15 protein-coding genes and 1 pseudogene are annotated in these 17,366 nt (G+C 73.2%); 10 read left to right on the plus strand and 6 right to left on the minus strand.

The features are described from left to right. Nucleotide 1: 1 nt before the first annotated feature. A complete protein-coding gene (locus tag ACIPXB_RS26500; protein WP_401453888.1) occupies nucleotides 2-1,597 on the minus strand; it encodes an acyl-CoA carboxylase subunit beta in 1,596 nt (531 codons plus the stop codon). 245 nt (nucleotides 1,598-1,842) lie between these two features. Continuing rightward, nucleotides 1,843-2,025, minus strand: a pseudogene (locus ACIPXB_RS26505) (helix-turn-helix domain-containing protein); the annotation flags it as partial. 140 nt (nucleotides 2,026-2,165) lie between these two features. Between ACIPXB_RS26505 and ACIPXB_RS26510 the strand changes: the two are divergent. The 5 genes from ACIPXB_RS26510 to hutH all read left to right on the plus strand — a co-directional run bounded on the left by ACIPXB_RS26510 (nucleotide 2,166) and on the right by hutH (nucleotide 8,299). After that, nucleotides 2,166-3,029 (plus strand): biotin--[acetyl-CoA-carboxylase] ligase, encoded by an 864-nt coding sequence (locus tag ACIPXB_RS26510; protein WP_401453889.1) that lies wholly within the window; start codon nucleotides 2,166-2,168, stop codon nucleotides 3,027-3,029. A gap of 181 nt (nucleotides 3,030-3,210) precedes the next feature. Continuing rightward, on the plus strand, nucleotides 3,211-4,383 hold the full coding sequence (locus tag ACIPXB_RS26515; RefSeq protein ID WP_401453890.1) for an adenylate/guanylate cyclase domain-containing protein: 1,173 nt from the start codon (nucleotides 3,211-3,213) through the stop codon (nucleotides 4,381-4,383). Between the two features lie 28 nt (nucleotides 4,384-4,411). Next, the gene (locus tag ACIPXB_RS26520; RefSeq protein ID WP_401453891.1) at nucleotides 4,412-5,281 is read left to right on the plus strand and encodes an enoyl-CoA hydratase-related protein; all 870 of its coding nucleotides are present in this window, start codon (nucleotides 4,412-4,414) and stop codon (nucleotides 5,279-5,281) included. 208 nt (nucleotides 5,282-5,489) lie between these two features. Beyond that, nucleotides 5,490-6,695: a diguanylate cyclase domain-containing protein gene (locus ACIPXB_RS26525; protein WP_401453892.1), complete on the plus strand. Its 1,206-nt coding sequence runs from the start codon at nucleotides 5,490-5,492 to the stop codon at nucleotides 6,693-6,695. Nucleotides 6,696-6,760: 65 nt separating this feature from the next. Then, a complete protein-coding gene (gene hutH, locus ACIPXB_RS26530; protein WP_401454002.1) occupies nucleotides 6,761-8,299 on the plus strand; it encodes a histidine ammonia-lyase in 1,539 nt (512 codons plus the stop codon). Between the two features lie 114 nt (nucleotides 8,300-8,413). Here the strand turns inward: hutH and ACIPXB_RS26535 are convergent, their stop codons facing one another. Continuing rightward, nucleotides 8,414-8,755, minus strand: coding sequence for a hypothetical protein (locus ACIPXB_RS26535; RefSeq protein WP_401453893.1), 342 nt, complete (start codon nucleotides 8,753-8,755; stop codon nucleotides 8,414-8,416). A 147-nt stretch (nucleotides 8,756-8,902) separates the two neighbouring features. Here ACIPXB_RS26535 and ACIPXB_RS26540 point away from each other — a divergent pair, with 147 nt between their 5' ends. The 4 genes from ACIPXB_RS26540 to ACIPXB_RS26555 all read left to right on the plus strand — a co-directional run bounded on the left by ACIPXB_RS26540 (nucleotide 8,903) and on the right by ACIPXB_RS26555 (nucleotide 12,730). Continuing rightward, nucleotides 8,903-9,205, plus strand: coding sequence for a hypothetical protein (locus ACIPXB_RS26540; protein ID WP_401453894.1), 303 nt, complete (start codon nucleotides 8,903-8,905; stop codon nucleotides 9,203-9,205). 120 nt (nucleotides 9,206-9,325) lie between these two features. Next, nucleotides 9,326-10,594: an Ig-like domain-containing protein gene (locus ACIPXB_RS26545; RefSeq protein ID WP_401453895.1), complete on the plus strand. Its 1,269-nt coding sequence runs from the start codon at nucleotides 9,326-9,328 to the stop codon at nucleotides 10,592-10,594. Between the two features lie 53 nt (nucleotides 10,595-10,647). Beyond that, the gene (locus ACIPXB_RS26550; protein WP_401453896.1) at nucleotides 10,648-11,616 is read left to right on the plus strand and encodes a GNAT family N-acetyltransferase; all 969 of its coding nucleotides are present in this window, start codon (nucleotides 10,648-10,650) and stop codon (nucleotides 11,614-11,616) included. Nucleotides 11,617-12,217: 601 nt separating this feature from the next. Continuing rightward, nucleotides 12,218-12,730 (plus strand): NUDIX domain-containing protein, encoded by a 513-nt coding sequence (locus tag ACIPXB_RS26555; RefSeq protein ID WP_401453897.1) that lies wholly within the window; start codon nucleotides 12,218-12,220, stop codon nucleotides 12,728-12,730. Between the two features lie 3 nt (nucleotides 12,731-12,733). On the opposite strand, the gene msrA is transcribed toward ACIPXB_RS26555, so the two are convergent. The 3 genes from msrA to ACIPXB_RS26570 form a co-directional block, all read right to left on the minus strand. Beyond that, entirely contained in the window at nucleotides 12,734-13,408 is a 675-nt protein-coding gene (msrA, locus tag ACIPXB_RS26560; RefSeq protein ID WP_401453898.1) for a peptide-methionine (S)-S-oxide reductase MsrA, read from the minus strand. A gap of 111 nt (nucleotides 13,409-13,519) precedes the next feature. Then, entirely contained in the window at nucleotides 13,520-14,605 is a 1,086-nt protein-coding gene (locus ACIPXB_RS26565) for a DUF4034 domain-containing protein (RefSeq protein ID WP_401453899.1), read from the minus strand. A 207-nt stretch (nucleotides 14,606-14,812) separates the two neighbouring features. Continuing rightward, nucleotides 14,813-15,919 (minus strand): hypothetical protein, encoded by a 1,107-nt coding sequence (locus tag ACIPXB_RS26570; RefSeq protein WP_401453900.1) that lies wholly within the window; start codon nucleotides 15,917-15,919, stop codon nucleotides 14,813-14,815. 77 nt (nucleotides 15,920-15,996) lie between these two features. Here ACIPXB_RS26570 and ACIPXB_RS26575 point away from each other — a divergent pair, with 77 nt between their 5' ends. Next, a complete protein-coding gene (locus tag ACIPXB_RS26575; protein WP_401453901.1) occupies nucleotides 15,997-17,157 on the plus strand; it encodes a cystathionine gamma-synthase in 1,161 nt (386 codons plus the stop codon). Nucleotides 17,158-17,366: the final 209 nt, after the last annotated feature.

Below are 17,366 nucleotides of genomic sequence, written 5' to 3' on the forward strand. Positions count from 1 at the left end.
ACTAGAGGGGGATGTTGCCGTGCTTCTTCGGCGGCAGCGCCTCCCGCTTGGTCCGCAGCTGCCGCAGGCCCTTGACGATGTGCGCCCGGGTCTCCGACGGCATGGTCACCGCGTCGACGTAGCCGCGCTCGGCCGCGGTGTACGGGTTGAGCAGCGTGTCCTCGTACTCGGTGATCAGCCGCGCGCGGGTCGCCTCGGCGTCCCCGGCGGCCTCCGCCTCGGCCAGCACGCGCCGGTGCAGGATGTTCACCGCGCCCTGCGCGCCCATGACGGCGATCTGCGCGGTCGGCCAGGCGAGGTTGAGGTCCGCGCCGAGGTGCTTGGAGCCCATGACGTCGTACGCGCCGCCGAAGGCCTTGCGGGTGATGACGGTGATCAGGGGGACGGTGGCCTCGGCGTACGCGTAGATCAGCTTGGCGCCGCGCCGGATGATTCCGTTGTACTCCTGGTCGGTGCCCGGCAGGAAGCCCGGCACGTCGACGAACGTCAGCACCGGGATGTTGAAGGCGTCGCACGTACGGACGAACCGGGCGGCCTTCTCGGAGGCGTTGATGTCCAGGCAGCCGGCGAACTGCATGGGCTGGTTGGCGACGATGCCGACCGGGTGGCCCTCGACCCGGCCGAAGCCGGTGACGATGTTCGGCGCGAACAGCGACTGGGTCTCCAGGAACTCGCCCTCGTCCACCACGTGCTCGATCACGGCGTGCATGTCGTACGGCTGGTTGGCGCTGTCCGGGATCAGCACGTCGAGCTCGCGGTCGGTGTCGCTGACCTCGGTGTCCGCCTCCTCGGGGAAGGCGGGCGGCTCCGAGAGGTTGTTCGAGGGCAGGTAGGACAGCAGCGACTTGACGTACTCGATGGCGTCCTTCTCGTCGCCCGCCATGTGGTGGGCCACCCCGGAGGTGCTGTTGTGGGTGCGGGCGCCGCCCAGCTCCTCGAAGCCGACGTCCTCGCCGGTGACGGTCTTGATGACGTCCGGACCGGTGATGAACATGTGCGAGGTCTGGTCGACCATCACCGTGAAGTCGGTGATGGCGGGGGAGTACACCGCGCCGCCCGCGCAGGGGCCCACGACCAGGCTGATCTGCGGGATCACACCGGAGGCGTGGACGTTGCGGCGGAAGATCTCGCCGTACATCCCCAGCGCGCTGACGCCCTCCTGGATCCGGGCGCCGCCGGAGTCGTTGATGCCGACGAGGGGGCAGCCGGTCTTCAGGGCGAAGTCCATGACCTTCATGATCTTCTGCCCGTAGACCTCGCCGAGGGCCCCGCCGAAGACGGTGAAGTCCTGCGAGAAGACGGCCACCGGACGCCCGTCGACGGTCCCGTACCCGGTGACGACGCCGTCACCGTAGGGGCGGGTCTTCTCCAGCCCGAAGTTGGTCGAACGGTGCCGGGCGAACTCGTCCAGCTCGACGAACGAGCCCTCGTCCAGCAGCAGCGCGATCCGCTCACGGGCCGTCAGCTTGCCCTTGGCGTGCTGCTTCTCCACCGCGCGCGCGGACCCGGCGTGCGTGGCCTCGTCGATGCGTCGCTGCAGATCCGCGATCTTCCCCGCGGTGGTGTGGATGTCGATCGGCTCGGAGGGTTGTGACATCGGGGTCCCGGCTCCCTGCGTGGTGTCAACTGCCTGGTCAATTGATTGACTACTGCTGGCTACTGGTGCGTAGCGTATCGGCGGCCACGTCGCTCGGCAGTGCGGCGTTTGACACACCTGCTGTGGCTTGCTTGGCCTGCCCGGCCCCCTTAGGGAGCGGGTTCCCGCCCTCGCGGGCGGGCCTTCCTGTTTCGCCGCGCGCCGCCCCGACGGGGACGATGATCAGCTCGCGTCCGTACCAGGCCGAGCATCGCCGCGGTCTGCGCGTAGCCGATGCGCTCATGGCGGGACCGGGCCTCCGAGCGGGCGGCGAGTGCCAGATCGTAGACCTTTCGCACACAGCCGAACGTCCGTGACAGCTCCGCCGCCTGGGCATCCGTCGGGTAGAAGCGGAACTTGAACGCACGCTTGACCGAAGAACCTCCCACCGTGGTGGAAGCTAGGGGCAGTCACGATCCGAACACAAACCGGGACGACGTGTCACGCGGGGGCGCGCACCGCGGGCTCCGGTCCGATGGTGCGCTGCCTTCCCGGCCGCCGGCCAGGGTCTCCACGCAAGGGAAATTCGATGCCATCAGATGCCTCAGCCGGACCTTCCGCCGCGCGCTGGTCGAGCCTCGACCGGCCGCCGCTGAACGCCGCCGCCCTCCAGCGGGCGCTCGTCACCCCGGACAGCCTGTGGACCTCGGTCGAGGTCGTCGCGGCGACCGGGTCCACCAATTCCGACCTCACCGCGCGGGCCGCGGAGCTGCCCGAGGGGGCCGTGCTCGTCGCCGAGGAGCAGAGCGCCGGGCGGGGGCGGCTGGACCGCAGCTGGGTGGCGCCGGCGCGGTCGGGGCTGTTCCTCTCCGTGCTGCTGCGGCCCGGTCCCGACGTGCCGCAGGAGCGCTGGGGCTGGCTGACCCTGCTCGCCGGGGTGGCCACCGCGGGCGCGCTCTCCCGGGCGGCCGGCGTCGACACCGCACTCAAGTGGCCCAACGACCTGCTGGTCACCGTGGACGGCGAGGAGCGCAAGGCCGGCGGGATCCTCGCGGAGCGCACCGGGGACGGGGTGATCATCGGCATCGGGCTCAACGTCACGCTCACGGAGGACGAGCTGCCGGTCCCGGGGGCCGGTTCGCTGCTGCTGGCGCAGGCGAAGGTCACCGACCGCGAGCCGCTGCTCAAGGCCGTCCTGCGGTCCCTGGAGCAGTGGTACGCCGACTGGCGGGAGGCCGGCGGCGACCCGGCCGCCAGCGGGCTGCAGGAGACGTACGCGGCCGGCTGCTCGACCCTGGGCCGCCATGTCCGTGCCGAGCTGCCGGGCGGCCGCGAGCTGACCGGCACGGCGGAGGCCGTGGACTCCGACGGGCGCCTGGTCGTCCGTACGGCCGAAGGCGAGCGGGAGGCCGTGGCGGCCGGTGACGTCGTCCACCTGAGGCCGGTGCGGTAGGCGGCCGAAGGGGTGTGCGGGCGGGTCCGGCCCCGGACGCGGGTCCGGGGCGCGGACCCGGGCCGGGGACCAGGGAGTGAGCTACGGCACACCTGCCGTATGGTTTAGGCGATCGGCGGATGATCCCGGTGATCACCCGGTTCGGCAGGGCAGTGCGTACGGAATGGACAGGAGGCGGCCCTTGACCGTCGACGACACGTCCCCCGGGGCTGCTCACGGCCGGGGCTCCGGTTCCTCGGGGCCGAGCACACCCATCGGGCGGGACCAGCACACGCCCCTGCACGAGGTCGACCACACGGCCCACCCGACGGCGGATCCGCTCGCCATCCGGCTGGAGCAGCTGATCCTGGGCGCCGAGCGCCGCTACACCCCGTTCCAGGCGGCCCGCAGCGCGGGCGTCTCGATGGAGCTGGCGTCCCGCTTCTGGCGCGCGATGGGCTTCGCCGACATCGGCCAGGCCAGGGCGCTGACGGAGGCGGACGTACTGGCGCTGCGGCGACTGGCGGGTCTGGTGGAGGCGGGGCTGCTGAGCGAGCCGATGGCCGTGCAGGTGGCCCGGTCGACGGGGCAGACCACGGCACGGCTGGCGGAGTGGCAGATCGACTCCTTCCTGGAGGGGCTGACGGAGCCGCCGGAGCCGGGGATGACCCGCACGGAGGTCACGTACCCGCTGGTGGAGCTGCTGCTGCCGGAGCTGGAGGAGTTCCTGGTCTACGTCTGGCGGCGGCAGCTGGCGGCCGCGACGGGCCGGGTGGTGCAGGCGGCCGACGACGAGGAGATGGTCGACCGGCGGCTCGCGGTCGGCTTCGCGGACCTGGTGGGCTTCACCCGGCTGACCCGGCGGCTGGAGGAGGAGGAGCTCGGCGAGCTGGTCGAGGCCTTCGAGACGACGGCGGCGGACCTGGTGGCCGCGCACGGCGGCCGGCTGATCAAGACCCTGGGCGACGAGGTGCTGTACGCGGCGGACGACGCCCGGACGGCGGCGGAGATCGCGCTGCGGCTGATCGAGACGATGGAAGCGGATCCGACCATGCCGGAACTGCGGGTGGGCATGGCGTTCGGGACGGTGACGACCCGGATGGGCGACGTCTTCGGGACGACCGTGAACCTGGCGAGCCGGCTGACCTCCATAGCGCCGAAGGACGCGGTGCTGGTGGACGGGGCGCTGGCGGAGGAGCTGGTGCGCACGGGGGACGCGCCGCGGTCGGAGAAGCAGGCGGAGGAGGAGGCGGCCGAGGAGGGCGTGGCGCCGCACCGTTTCGCGCTGCAGCCGATGTGGCAGCGGCCGGTGCGCGGGCTGGGGGTCGTGGAGCCCTGGTTGCTGACGCGGCGGGAGCCTAAGATCCCCGGGTAACGTTCGTTAACCGGGGAGGTTCGTCGCCATGTCGGAGCAGCCGAAGCAGCCGCAGCAGCCGCAGCAGCCGCAGCAGCCGGTGCAGTTCGGGGAGCCGGAGCGGCCGGAGGAGCGCTTCGGGGAGTTCGTCGCCGTACGGCGGTTCGCCGACGGGGTCGTGGAGCTGGCGCTGGACCGGCCGAAGGCGATGAACGCGGTCTCCACGCAGATGGCGCGGTCGATCGGGGCGGCGTGCGCGGCGCTGTCGGCGGACGCCTCGGCGCGGGTCGTGGTGGTGACCTCGACGCACGAGCGGGCGTTCTGCGTGGGCGCCGACCTCAAGGAGCGCAACGCGATGTCGGACGCGGAGCTGGTGCGGCAGCGGCCGACCACGCGGGGCGCGTACGGGGGCGTGCTGGAGCTGCCGATGCCGACGATCGCGGCGGTGCACGGCTTCGCCCTGGGCGGCGGCTTCGAGCTGGCGCTGGCGTGCGACGTGATCGTCGCGGACGAGAGTGCGGTCGTGGGGCTGCCGGAGGTCTCGGTGGGCGTGATCCCGGGCGGCGGCGGTACGCAGCTGCTGCCGCGACGCGTGGGCGCGGCCCGGGCGGCCGAGCTGATCTTCACGGCGCGGCGGGTGGAGGCCGCGGAGGCGCTGGCCCTGGGGCTGGTCGACTCGGTGGTCCCGGCGGGCACCGACCGTACGGAGGCGCTGGCGCTGGCCACCCGGATGGCGGCCAACTCCCCGGTGGGCCTGCGGGCCGCGAAGCGGGCGCTGCGGCTGGGCCACGGCATGGACCTGGCGGCGGGCCTGGAGATCGAGGACGCGGCGTGGCGCACGGTGGCGTTCTCGGGCGACCGCGCGGAGGGCGTGGCGGCGTTCAACGAAAAGCGCAGCCCGAACTGGCCGGGCGAATAACCCACCCGCTCGGGCCCGGCCGCTGCGCGCCCCGGGGTCGGGCGTCCGACGGCCGGGCCAGGCCACGCGGCCGGCCGCCGGCCGCCCCGGGGCCGGGCCCCCTGTCACCGCCCGGCTCGGGCCGGGTTGCCGGGCCCGCGGTTGGGCGGGGGCGTCGGACGCCGCGTTCTGTGGCGCCAAAACGGACAAAGCTGCCTAGCCTTGGGTGATGGGAGTGGATGGGCGGCTGCGGGCCGTCGTCGGGCTCGCGCAGGCCATGGCCGCGGCGCGGGCGCCGCGGGACAGTGTGCGGGCCGCCGCGCGCGGGGCGCGGCTGGCCATGGACGGGTCCTTCGCCGCGATCTCCGCCTGGGAGCGGGAACACGGCCGGCTGCGGGTGCTCGTCAACGAGGGCGAGCGGCGCGAGGGCGAGGCGGAGTTCCCCGCCGACGAGTCGTACCCGGTCCACGACTTCCCCGAGATCACCGAGTTCCTGCACGAGCGCTGGGCCGGCGGCGGCGGGCCGCACGCCTGGGTGGAGAGCGTCGTCGACGACCGGCCCGGCCGCCGCGGCGAGACCCTGCGCCGCCGCGGCCGCGGTACGTGCGTCGTCGCGCCCCTCGTGCTCAGCGGCCGGGCCTGGGGCGAGCTGTACGTCGCCCGCGACGAGGGGCTGCCGGACTTCGACGAGGACGACGCCGAGTTCGCGGGTGTCCTCGCCGCCGTCGTCGCCGCCGGCCTCGCGCAGAACGAGCGCCTGGAGGAGGCCCGGCGGCTGGCCTTCACCGATCCGCTGACCGGGCTCGCCAACCGCCGCGCCGTCGACGTACGCCTGGACGAGGCGCTGGAGGAGCACCGGCGCGGGCGGGCCGTCGTGAGCCTCGTCGTCTGCGACCTGAACGGGCTCAAGGCCGTCAACGACACCCTGGGCCACGCCATGGGCGACCGGCTGCTGGAGCGGTTCGGCTCCGTGCTGAGCCTGTGCGGGGCCATGCTGCCCGGCACGCTCGTCGCCCGGCTCGGCGGCGACGAGTTCTGCCTGGTCAGCGTGGGCCCGTCCGCCGACGAGGTGGTGCGCGTCACCGAGGAGCTGTGCGTACGGGCCGCCGAGCTGGAGCTGGGGGAGGGCGTGGCCTGCGGTGTCGCGTCCACCGGGGACCCGATCGGGCCCGTGAAGTCCTCCCGGCGGCTGTTCCGGCTGGCCGACGCCGCCCAGTACAAGGCCAAGGCGGCGCGCTCGGGCAAGCCCGTCGTGGCGGGCCGGGACACCGCCGTGGTGCGGCTCGCCGACGCCCCGCAGCCCGGTACCGGCGAGCGCCGCCGCTTCCGCGGCCGCGGCGGGCCGACTGACGGGCCGACTGACGGGCCGGGGGGCGGGCCGAGCGAGGGGCCGGGCAACGGGCCGGGCGAGGGGGCCCGGTGGCGGAACGAGTGACGGACCAGGCACGTGGCCACCTAGTGACATGAAGGGATTCAGTCCGTAGGGTGCTGAATATGGATATGCACACTGTCGTGGTGGGGACGTCCGGTACCACCGCCGAGGACGTCATCGCCGTGGCCCGTGGCAACGCACGGGTCGAGTTGTCCGCCGAGGCGCTGGCGGCGCTCGCCCGCGCCCGTGAGATCGTCGACGTGCTCGCGGCCAAGCCCGAGCCCGTCTACGGGGTGTCCACCGGCTTCGGCGCGCTGGCCACCCGGCACATCTCGCCCGAGCTGCGCGCCCAGCTCCAGCGCAACATCGTCCGCTCGCACGCCGCCGGCATGGGCCCGCGCGTCGAGCGGGAGGTCGTACGGGCCCTGATGTTCCTGCGGCTGAAGACGGTCGCCTCCGGCCACACGGGCGTGCGCCCCGAGGTCGCCCGGACCATGGCGGACGTCCTGAACGCGGGCATCACCCCGGTCGTCCACGAGTACGGCTCCCTCGGCTGCTCCGGCGACCTCGCCCCGCTCTCGCACTGCGCCCTCGCCCTGATGGGCGAAGGCGACGCCGAGGGCCCCGACGGCACCGTCCGCCCCGCGGGCGAGCTGCTCGCCGCCGCCGGCATCGCCCCCGTCGAGCTGCGCGAGAAGGAGGGCCTGGCCCTCCTCAACGGCACCGACGGCATGCTCGGCATGCTGGTCATGGCCATCGCCGACCTCCAGAAGCTCTACACCTCCGCCGACATCACCGCCGCCCTCTCCCTGGAGGCGCTGCTCGGTACGGAGAAGGTGCTCGCCCCCGAGCTGCACGCCATCCGCCCGCACCCCGGCCAGGGCGCCTCCGCCGCGAACATGGCCGCCGTCCTCAAGGGCTCGGGGCTGACCGGTCACCACCAGGACGACTCCCCGCGCGTCCAGGACGCCTACTCCGTGCGCTGCGCCCCGCAGGTCGCCGGCGCCGGCCGCGACACCCTCGCGCACGCCGCCCTCGTCGCCTCGCGCGAGCTGGCCTCCGCCGTCGACAACCCCGTCGTCCTGCCCGACGGCCGGGTGGAGTCCAACGGCAACTTCCACGGCGCGCCCGTCGCGTACGTCCTGGACTTCCTGGCCATCGCCGCCGCCGACCTCGGCTCCATCGCCGAGCGCCGCACCGACCGGCTGCTCGACAAGAACCGCAGCCACGGCCTGCCGCCGTTCCTCGCGGACGACGCCGGTGTCGACTCCGGTCTGATGATCGCCCAGTACACGCAGGCCGCCCTGGTCAGCGAGATGAAGCGGCTCGCCGTCCCGGCCTCCGCCGACTCCATCCCGTCCTCCGCCATGCAGGAGGACCACGTGTCCATGGGCTGGTCGGCGGCCCGAAAGCTGCGCACCGCGATCGACAACCTGACGCGGATCGTCGCCATCGAGCTGTACGCCGCCACCCGCGCGATCGAGCTGCGGACCGGCCTGGTCCCGGCGCCCGCCAGCCAGGCCGCCATCGAGGCCGCCCGCGCGGCCGGCGTCGAGGGCCCCGGGCCGGATCGTTTCCTCGCCCCTGACCTGGCCGCCGCCGACGCGTTCATCCGTACGGGTGCACTCGTCGCCGCCGTGGAACCGGTCACGGGGCCGCTCGCCTGACGGACGCAAACGGCAGCGCAAACGCGCGGCATACGGCGGAGGGCCGCACCCGTGAACCGGGTGCGGCCCTCCGCCGTTCGTCCGGGCGGCCATCCCGAGGATGGCCGAAAAGCGCTACAGGGCTCGCGCCCGGCGCGCGGAGAACGCCACGAAGGCGGCCCCGATCCCCAGGCACATCGTGCCGCCCAGGACGTAGGGCGTGGTGTCCACGCCACCGGTGGCGGCGAGTGTGAGCTGCGTCTCGTCGGTGGTGGCGGTGGTGGCGGCCGTAGTGGTGGCCGCGGTGGTGGCCGCCCTCGGATCCGCCGTCCCCGCGGGCGCGTTGGCGCTCGCGGGCGCCACGGGGCCGCCCGGTGTGTCACCGGGAGCCGTGGCATTGGCGGAGGGGACGAACCAGAGGGCGCCGAGCAGGGTGGTCGCCCCGAGGGCGGTGAGCAGTGGTCGACGTGCGGACACGGTTCGATCCCCCTTGTGGCAGCAGCGAATTGGCCGTGTGGGCCGATGCTAATGAAAGGGGCGGGTCGCGGGAAAGTCAGGGGTTCCTTCAGGCTTACTCTCCGTCGTATGGACACAGCTGAGACATCACGCTATGTACGGCTTCGGGTGGACTTGGTTCTGGAGGTACCGGATCCGGATGCACTCACCGGAGCCGCCCTCGACCACATCCAGGCCGACGAGTTCATGCCGGACGAGGAGCGCGCCCACGCCGAAGCGGCCGTCCGCAAGGACGAGTCGGAGGCCCTCGCCTACCTCATCGACCCCACCGACCTGGTCGTCGACGTGCCCGGAGTCGAACTCGCGCAGGCGTCGTGGAGTACAGAACCGGTCGAATACGACCCCGAGTCCCTGGAGTGGGACCTGGACGAGGAAGATGGGGTGTTCGAGGAAGAGAGTGACAGCGCCTGACCGTGGGCTGGCCCACATCCGCAGCGGGTGTGGAACCGAACCGGGGTGTTTCCGCGTTGTCAGGACCAGGCAGGGGGCGATGCCCCCTGCCCGGGGATGAGTTTCGGGGTTCCGGCAACGATGGAGTGGCGTGTGAGGACGGACAGCAGGCGGCGGAGGAGGGCCCTCACGGCCGTGTCCGCCGTGCTCGGCGGCGTACTGGTGCTCTCGGCGTGCGGGGGAGGCGACGAGGAGAAGCCCAAGGGCGGCGAGGCCAGCAAGTCCCAGGCGGACGTCGACGCGGCCGCGGCCAAGGACGCCTCCAAGGCCCGTATCACCGTCACGCCCAAGGACGGCGCCACCAACGTCGGCATCAACGACTCGGCCACCGTCGCGGTCAGCGACGGCACGCTCACCAAGGTCGAGCTGAAGACTTCCGAGGGCGCCGCGGTCGCCGGCAAGATAGCCGCCGACGGCAAGAGCTGGAAGCCGGACGCCGCGCTCAAGCGCTCCACGAAGTACGCGCTGACGGCCACCGCCAAGGACGAGTCGGGCCGCGAGGCGCACGAGAACTCCTCCTTCACCACCATCTCGCCCGAGAACAGCTTCATCGGCTCCTTCACCCCCGAGGACGGCTCCACGGTCGGCGTGGGCATGCCGGTGTCGATCACCTTCAACAAGCCGATCAAGGACAAGAAGGCCGTCCAGTCGGCGATCACCGTCACCTCCACCAGCGGCCAGGAGATCGTCGGCCACTGGTTCAACGAGCAGCGCCTGGACTTCCGTCCCGAGAACTACTGGACCGCGAACTCCACCGTCACGCTGAACATGAAGCTGGACGGCGTCCAGGGCGCCCCCGGCGTCCAGGGCGTCCAGAACCGCACCGCCACCTTCAAGATCGGCCGCGCGCAGGTCTCCACCGTCGACGCCAAGACGAAGAAGATGACCGTCACGCGCGACGGCCAGGTCGTCAAGACGATCCCGATCTCCGCGGGCTCGCCCGAGAACCCGACGTACAACGGCCAGATGGTGATCTCCGAGAAGTTCAAGGAGACCCGGATGAACGGCGCCACCGTCGGCTTCACGGACAACGACGGCAAGGGCGAGTACGACATCAAGGACGTCCCGCACGCGATGCGGCTGTCGACCTCGGGCACCTTCATCCACGGCAACTACTGGGGCGCCGATTCGATCTTCGGCTCGGCCAACACCAGCCACGGCTGCGTCGGCCTGAACGACGTCAAGGGCGCCGGCGACCCCAACCAGCCGGCCGCGTGGTTCTACGACAACTCGCTGCTCGGTGACGTGGTGACGGTGACGAACTCGCCGGACAAGACCATCAAGCCGGACAACGGCCTCAACGGCTGGAACATGAACTGGGCCGAATGGAAGGCCGGTTCGGCGGTCTGACGCCCCGAAAAAGGCCCGCGCCGACACCCGGCGCGGGCCGTAGGGTCCGGAGCATGACCATCACACAGCTCTCCGTACCCCCCACCGACCCCGAGGTCGACGCCTGGCTGGCGGTGCTGGACGCCGTCCGGTCCGCCGACCGTCCGCTGTGGCCGGCCCCCTCCCGCGTGGAGGTGGCCGGCCGTTTGCGTGTGCCCTCCGTCCGCGGCCGGTCCGTGCAGTGGGCCGCCGGGGACGAGGGGATCGCGGCGCTGCTGCTGTTCAGCGACGAGGAGAACCGGCACTCCGCCTTCATCGACGTCCTCACCGTCACCCCGCACGCCCGCCGCCGCGGCGTGGCCACCGCGCTGTGGGAGGCGGTCCGCGCCGAGCTCCTCGCCCACGGCCGGACCACCGTCAGCGCGATGATCGACGACGACGGGCCCGGCGAGGCCTTCGCCCGCGCCCAGGGCTTCGCCCCCGTCCTGCCGATGGGCTGGTACGTGCAGCAGGTGCCCCAGGGCCCCACCGGGCCCGGCGACGCCGGCTGGACCGCCCCCGCCGGCTACACCTGCGCCACCTGGTCCGGCCCCGTCCCCGACGCCCACGCCGAGGCGTCCGCCGCCGCCCACAACGCCATGGACGACGCCCCCTCCGGCGACATGGAGGAGATCATCCCGACCTGGAACGTCGAGCGCCTGCGCGCCGTCCAGCAGCTCGTCGTCGACCGCGGTGGCGAACTGCTCACGGTCGCCGCCGTCACGCCCGACGGCGAGCTGGCGGCGTACACGGAGCTGATGCTCCCCCACCCCGGCGCGCACCGCGCCCTGCAGTACGACACCGTGGTCGTCCCCGCCCACCGGGGCCGGGGCCTGGGCCGCGCCGTCAAGGCCCGCATGCTGGCCGGGGTCCGCGGCTCGCACCCGGCCCTGCGCGAGATCGCCACCACCGTCGCCGACGAGAACGGCCCGATGCGCGCGGTCAACGCGTCGCTGGGCTACGTACGCGAGCGCGGGACCACGTACTACCAGCTGAAGCTCTAGGACCGCGGGCCGCGGGCGGTCCTGTCCGGTGCCCGGACCACTCGCGTGCCGCCCGCCCGGTCGTGCAGGAGCGGGCGGTGCGGGCGGTCCCGGTGGGACAGGAGCATGACGATCAGCACGTCGTCCCGATGAAGCAGTCGGCTTGGCACGCGCAGGCCGGGACCGCATGAGCGCCGGCCCGGGTGTGCCCGCGCTGTCAGCCCGGCTGCACGCCATGGAGGCCCGAGGGCTGGCGCAGCTCGGAGAGGCCGCCGCTACTCTGAGGGCTCTGGGCCGGGCACGCAAGGAACTGGCCCGGACGCCCGAGACGCCGCCTTCGTCTTGGCTCAGCCCGTTCGACGCCGCCGCGCTCGCCAGCGAGGCCGCGGTCTCCATGAACGACCTCGGCATGCTGCCCGCGGCCGGCGAGGCCGCCGAAGAAGCCCTCGCCCTGCGTACCGGCAACCGCGCCCGGAGCAGTTGGGTGACCTCGCCCGGCTCTGGAGCCGTACCGCCGGGAACGGGCCGTGGTCGAGTTCCTGGACTGCCTGGAGGCGGTGAACCAGCAGCGCGCGCTGCTCCTCGCCGGGATCGGTGCGCCCCACACCGGAGGTGCTGTCGCATGACCACGCGGCCCGAGCCCGGCACGGCCGAATGGGACCATCTCGCCGAGGGCAACGCGAAACAGGCCCGCAAGCGCGTGTCTGCGGACGTGCTCTTCCGGGACGAGGCCGGGCGCATCCTCCTCGTCAAGCCGACGTACAAGGAAGCGTGGGACCTTCCGGGCGGTATGGCGGAGGCCAACGAGTCCCCGCAGGATGCCGCCGAACGAGAGCTGCGTGAGGAACTGGGCCTCGCCGTTCGTCCGGGCCGACTCCTGTGTGTGGACTGGGTCCCGCCGCACGGTCCCTGGGACGACCAGCTCGCCTTCATCTTCGACGGCGGCACGCTCGACCGGTACCAGAGTGCCGACCTGCGCCCCCGGGACCACGAACTGTCGGAGTGCGCGTTCCTCACCCCGGAAGACGCACTGCTCCGGCTCCCGCCCCGTACCCGGCGCCGGGCCGCACAGGCGCTTCACGTCCTGGCGGGACGGCGGCCCGGCTACCTGGAGGACGGTGAGCCGGGCCGCTGACGCTCACTCCCCGCGCGCCGGGGCGACGCCGATCGGGCAGGAGACGCCCGTGCCGCCTATGCCGCAGTAGCCCGCCGGATTCTTGTCGAGGTACTGCTGGTGGTAGGCCTCGGCCGGCCAGAAGGGGCGCTCCGTGGCGTCGGCCGGGAGGATCGCCGTGGTGATCTGGCCGTAGCCCGAGCCGGTCAGGACCTGCTGGTAGGCCGCACGGGAGGCCTCGGCGGCCGCCTGGTGGGCCGGGGAGTGGGTGTAGACGGCCGAGCGGTACTGGGTGCCCACGTCGTTGCCCTGGCGGAAGCCCTGGGTGGGGTCGTGGGACTCCCAGAACAGCTTCAGCAGCGTGTCGTACGAGACCTGCGCGGGGTCGAAGACCACCCGCACGACCTCCGTGTGCCCGGTCATGCCGGAGCACACCTCCTCGTACGTGGGGTTCTCGGTGAATCCGCCCTGGTAGCCCACCAGGGTCGTCCACACGCCCGGGACCTGCCAGAACTTCCGCTCGGCGCCCCAGAAGCAGCCGAGGGCGAAGTCCGCGACCTCCAGGTGCTCCGGGTAGGGCCCGGTCAGGGGGTTGCCGAGGACGGTGTGCCGCGACGGCACCTCGAACATCGGGGTCGGACGGCCCTTCAGGGCCTGCTCGCGGGTGGGGAGCTCGGGCGTACGGCGGTACGTGAACATGGTTGGCCTCCTCGGTACCTGACAACGGCGGAGGGGGGACCGGGATTCCCCGGTCCGCCCCTGATCCGTCCCTGATCCGTATCTGTTCCGTCCCCGATCCGCCGGGTACCGCTAGCCGCGGGTGCTGCCGCGGGCCGCCAGGGCGCGGGCGCGGTCGAAGGCCGCGACCGGGCCCGCCTCGTCGTCCCGCCACGGCGCCGCGCCGCAGTACGGCCCCAGGTGCCGGAACTGCTCCAGCGCCGCCGCGTGCGCGCCCGCCTCCACCAGGTGGTGCGCGAGCAGGTGCCGCAAGCGTGGCAGGTCCTCGTGGTCCTGCGGTACGGAGTCCAGGCGGCGCGCGATGTCCTCCAGCCGCGCCCGGGCCTGGGCGCCGGACACGCCGCTGCGGCCGGCCCGCTTGCCGGCCTCGCACAGGGCGTCCAGGTAGACGCCCGGCAGCAGGCTGCCGGACGGGGCCTGGGTGACGGCGCGCACCGCGAAGTCGAACATCAGCTCGTCGGAGCCGTGCCACTTGGCGCACCAGTACTGCAGGGCCTGCCAGTGGGCGGCGACGTGGTGCGGGGCGCGGGCGGTCAGGTTCTGCCACAGGTCGCGGAACTGGCTGTGCGAGTACGACATCGCGCGCGAGGCCATGATCATGGCGACCCAGGGGCCCGGGTCGTGCGGGGCGCGGTCGGCGGCCTGCTGGGCGGCGGCCATCGCGGCGGGCAGCATCGCGCGGAACTGGCGCATGTCCGCGTCGGGCACCTGGTGCGCGTACGCGGAGCCGCGGACGGCCCAGGCCTCGTGGATCAGCATGAGCGCGTACACGGTGCCGGCGTCGCCGTCCTCGGGCCGGGCGGTGCGCCAGTCGGTCAGCCACCGGTCGTCACGGCAGGCGATCTGCGTGAGCAGTTCGATCCGCGACCAGCGCTCGTCCCAGTCGGTCCCTGCCGCGTCGACGTACGCGGCGACCGCCGGCCAGTCCCCGTCGCCGGCGGCGTCGACCGCCTTGCGCGTCTCGGCCTCGCGCGCCCCGTCGGGCTCCGGCCCGGCCCGGCGGGGGTCGAGCTGGTCCCGGGGGACGAGTCCGTGGGCGGCGGGGTCGAACCGCGTCCGTATCCACCGCTCCGCGGCGAGGTTGGCGGGTCCCTTGCGGAAGGCCCAGGCCAGGGCGGCGCACAGGAGGGCGAGGACGATGACGAGAGTGACGATCACGGCGGGAATCATGCGGCCTGGATGTCGCTTACAGCAACTCTATTGGCCAGGGGTGGGGGCGGGGTGAGGGTGTGGTGGGGGGTGTGGTGGGGGCGGGGTGGGCCTTACGGCGTCCCGCCCCGGCCCCGTAAGGCCCTACAAGGCCCCGTCAGCCCCGTCAGCCCCGTCAGCCCCGTCAGCCCCGTCAGCCCCGCCACGCCCCGCCCGTTACCCGTGCAGCGTGGCCGGCGTGCCGCCGTTCGCCTCGTAGCCCGCGACCGCCAGGGCGCGGAAGACCGCGTACGCCTCCGCCGGGTCCGGCTGGTGGGTCCAGGGCAGGGCGCCGACGTAACCGTCCACGTGCCGCAGCTGCTCCATCGCCTCCGCCCACCGCTCGCTCTGGACCAGGAAGAAGATCAGCAGGTGCCGGACGTGGGCGAGCATCGGGTCGTCCTGGCGCGCCGTGTGGACGGCGTACAGGGCGCCCTCGACCGCGCGCGTGATGACCGCGCTGCGGAAGAAGCTCTGCACGGTGGTGACCTCCGGCAGGTGCTCGAACACCGCGAACAGCGGCAGCGCCGCCAGCAGCGAGCCCTGCGGGGCGCGCGCCGCCGCCGCGTGCGCGAACGCGTCCGCCTTCTCGCGCGAGCCGTGCCACTTCTCGCACCAGTAGTGCAGCGCCGCCAGGTGCGCGCCCATGTGCTCCGGCGCCCGGTCGATGATCTTGGCCCACAGCGCGTCGAACTCCGCCTCCGGGTACGCCAGACCGCGCGCGATCGCGAGCTGCGTGATGTACGGGATCGGGTCGCCCGGCGCCAGCAGCGCGGCCTCGCCGCTCGCCGTGCGCGCCTCCTCCAGGATGATCCGGAAGTCCGCCGAGGCCGTCCCGGAGGGGCTGCGCCACGCCTGCTGCACCAGCAGCTCCGCGTACACCTGCGCGGCCCCCGCGTCCTTGGGGGCGTCCATGCGCCACGCCTTCAGCCAGGGCGCGCCCACGCCCGGCGACTGCACCAGTTCCAGCGCGGCCGCGCCCGCGAACGCCTGGACGCGCTGCCAGCGCAGCTCGCCCTCGCGCGGGGTGCCCGCCAGCAGCTGTGAGGCCGCCTGCCACTGCCCGCTGCGCTGCACGTTGCCGAGGGCGTCCATCAGGTCCTGGTCCCGCCCGGGGACCCGGATGTCGAGCTGCTCCTGCCGCACGAAACCGTAGTTCTCGGGGTCGGCGGCGTCCGGGCTGCCGGCCGGGACCAGGCGGACGGCCCCGCGCCTACGGCGTATCACCGGGGCGAGGGCGGCCAGCAGCAGGCCCATCGCGATCAGGAACCACAAAATCTCCATGTGACCAGCGAACCAGACGAAGGGGCCGCTGAGCCAACAGGGGGCCCGTTACCGCCCCGGCGATTAGGCTCTGCCCCATGAGCGACGACAGCCACGAGCACCAGAGCTTCGAGACCCGCGCGATCCACGCGGGCAATACGGCGGACCCCCTGACCGGCGCGGTCGTGCCCCCGATCTACCAGGTTTCGACGTACAAGCAGGACGGGGTCGGCGGCCTGCGCGGCGGGTACGAGTACAGCCGCAGCGCCAACCCGACCCGCACCGCCCTGGAGGAGAACCTCGCGGCGCTGGAGGGCGGCCGGCGCGGCCTCGCCTTCGCGTCCGGGCTCGCCGCCGAGGACTGCCTGCTGCGCACGCTGCTCGCCCCGGGCGACCACGTGGTGATCCCGAACGACGCGTACGGCGGCACGTTCCGCCTGTTCGCCAAGGTCGTGCAGCGCTGGGGCGTCTCCTTCGACGTCGCCGACACCTCCGACCTGGCCTCGGTGCGGGCGGCCCTGAGGCCCAACACCAAGCTGATCTGGGTCGAGACCCCCTCCAACCCGCTGCTCGGCATCACCGACATCACCGCCGTCGCCGAGATCGCCCGCTCGGCGGGCGTGAAGCTGGTCGTCGACAACACCTTCGCCTCCCCCTACCTCCAGCAGCCCCTCGCCCTCGGCGCGGACGTCGTCGTGCACTCGCTGACGAAGTACATGGGCGGCCACTCCGACGTCGTCGGTGGCGCGCTGGTGACGGCCGACGCGGCGCTCGGCGAGGAACTGGCGTACCACCAGAACGCGATGGGCGCGGTCGCCGGTCCCTTCGACTCCTGGATCGTGCTGCGCGGCATCAAGACGCTGGCCGTGCGCATGGACCGGCACAGCGAGAACGCGACCCGCGTCGCGGAGATGCTGACCCGGCACCCGAAGGTCACCAGGGTCCTCTACCCGGGCCTGCCCGAGCACCCGGGCCACGAGATCGCCGCCAAGCAGATGAAGCACTTCGGCGGCATGATCTCCTTCCAGGTCCAGGGCGGCGAGGAGGCGGCGGTCGAGGTCTGCAACCGCGCGAAGCTCTTCACGCTGGGTGAGTCCCTGGGCGGCGTCGAGTCCCTGATCGAGCACCCGGGGCGGATGACGCACGCGTCGGTCGCCGGTTCCGCGCTGGAGGTCCCGGGCGACCTGGTCCGCCTGTCGGTGGGCATCGAGGCCGCGGACGACCTGATCGCGGACCTGGCGCAGGCGCTCGGCCAGTAGGCCGCCCGGGCCGTCGGCGGGCCCCGGTGGCCACCCGGCCGGGCCCGGTGGCCGCCGGCAGGACCCGGTGGCCCCGGTGGCCCCGGTCAGCGGGACCTCGGTCGTCGGCTCCACCGCGACGCCGCCGGAGGGGCGGGGCGCCCCGGTCCTCCGGCGGCCACCGGCCCTCCGGCTGCTGCTGCCCCTTCGGCGGCTGCCGGCTGGCAGCG

Origin of the sequence: Streptomyces sp. NPDC090022 (assembly GCF_044748145.1) — a bacterium.
Taxonomy (GTDB): Bacteria; Actinomycetota; Actinomycetes; order Streptomycetales; family Streptomycetaceae; genus Streptomyces.

Bases quoted from the DNA above. Each gene is read 5' to 3' on its own strand.
- ACIPXB_RS26545 (WP_401453895.1), top strand. From the start codon at position 9,326: ATGGAGTGGCGTGTGAGGACGGACAGCAGGCGGCGGAGGAGGGCCCTC.
- ACIPXB_RS26500 (WP_401453888.1), bottom strand. From the start codon at position 1,597: ATGTCACAACCCTCCGAGCCGATCGACATCCACACCACCGCGGGGAAG.
- hutH (WP_401454002.1), top strand. From the start codon at position 6,761: ATGCACACTGTCGTGGTGGGGACGTCCGGTACCACCGCCGAGGACGTC.
- ACIPXB_RS26525 (WP_401453892.1), top strand. From the start codon at position 5,490: ATGGGAGTGGATGGGCGGCTGCGGGCCGTCGTCGGGCTCGCGCAGGCC.
- msrA (WP_401453898.1), bottom strand. From the start codon at position 13,408: ATGTTCACGTACCGCCGTACGCCCGAGCTCCCCACCCGCGAGCAGGCC.
- ACIPXB_RS26550 (WP_401453896.1), top strand. From the start codon at position 10,648: ATGACCATCACACAGCTCTCCGTACCCCCCACCGACCCCGAGGTCGAC.
- ACIPXB_RS26555 (WP_401453897.1), top strand. From the start codon at position 12,218: ATGACCACGCGGCCCGAGCCCGGCACGGCCGAATGGGACCATCTCGCC.
- ACIPXB_RS26520 (WP_401453891.1), top strand. From the start codon at position 4,412: ATGTCGGAGCAGCCGAAGCAGCCGCAGCAGCCGCAGCAGCCGCAGCAG.
- ACIPXB_RS26510 (WP_401453889.1), top strand. From the start codon at position 2,166: ATGCCATCAGATGCCTCAGCCGGACCTTCCGCCGCGCGCTGGTCGAGC.
- ACIPXB_RS26575 (WP_401453901.1), top strand. From the start codon at position 15,997: ATGAGCGACGACAGCCACGAGCACCAGAGCTTCGAGACCCGCGCGATC.
- ACIPXB_RS26570 (WP_401453900.1), bottom strand. From the start codon at position 15,919: ATGGAGATTTTGTGGTTCCTGATCGCGATGGGCCTGCTGCTGGCCGCC.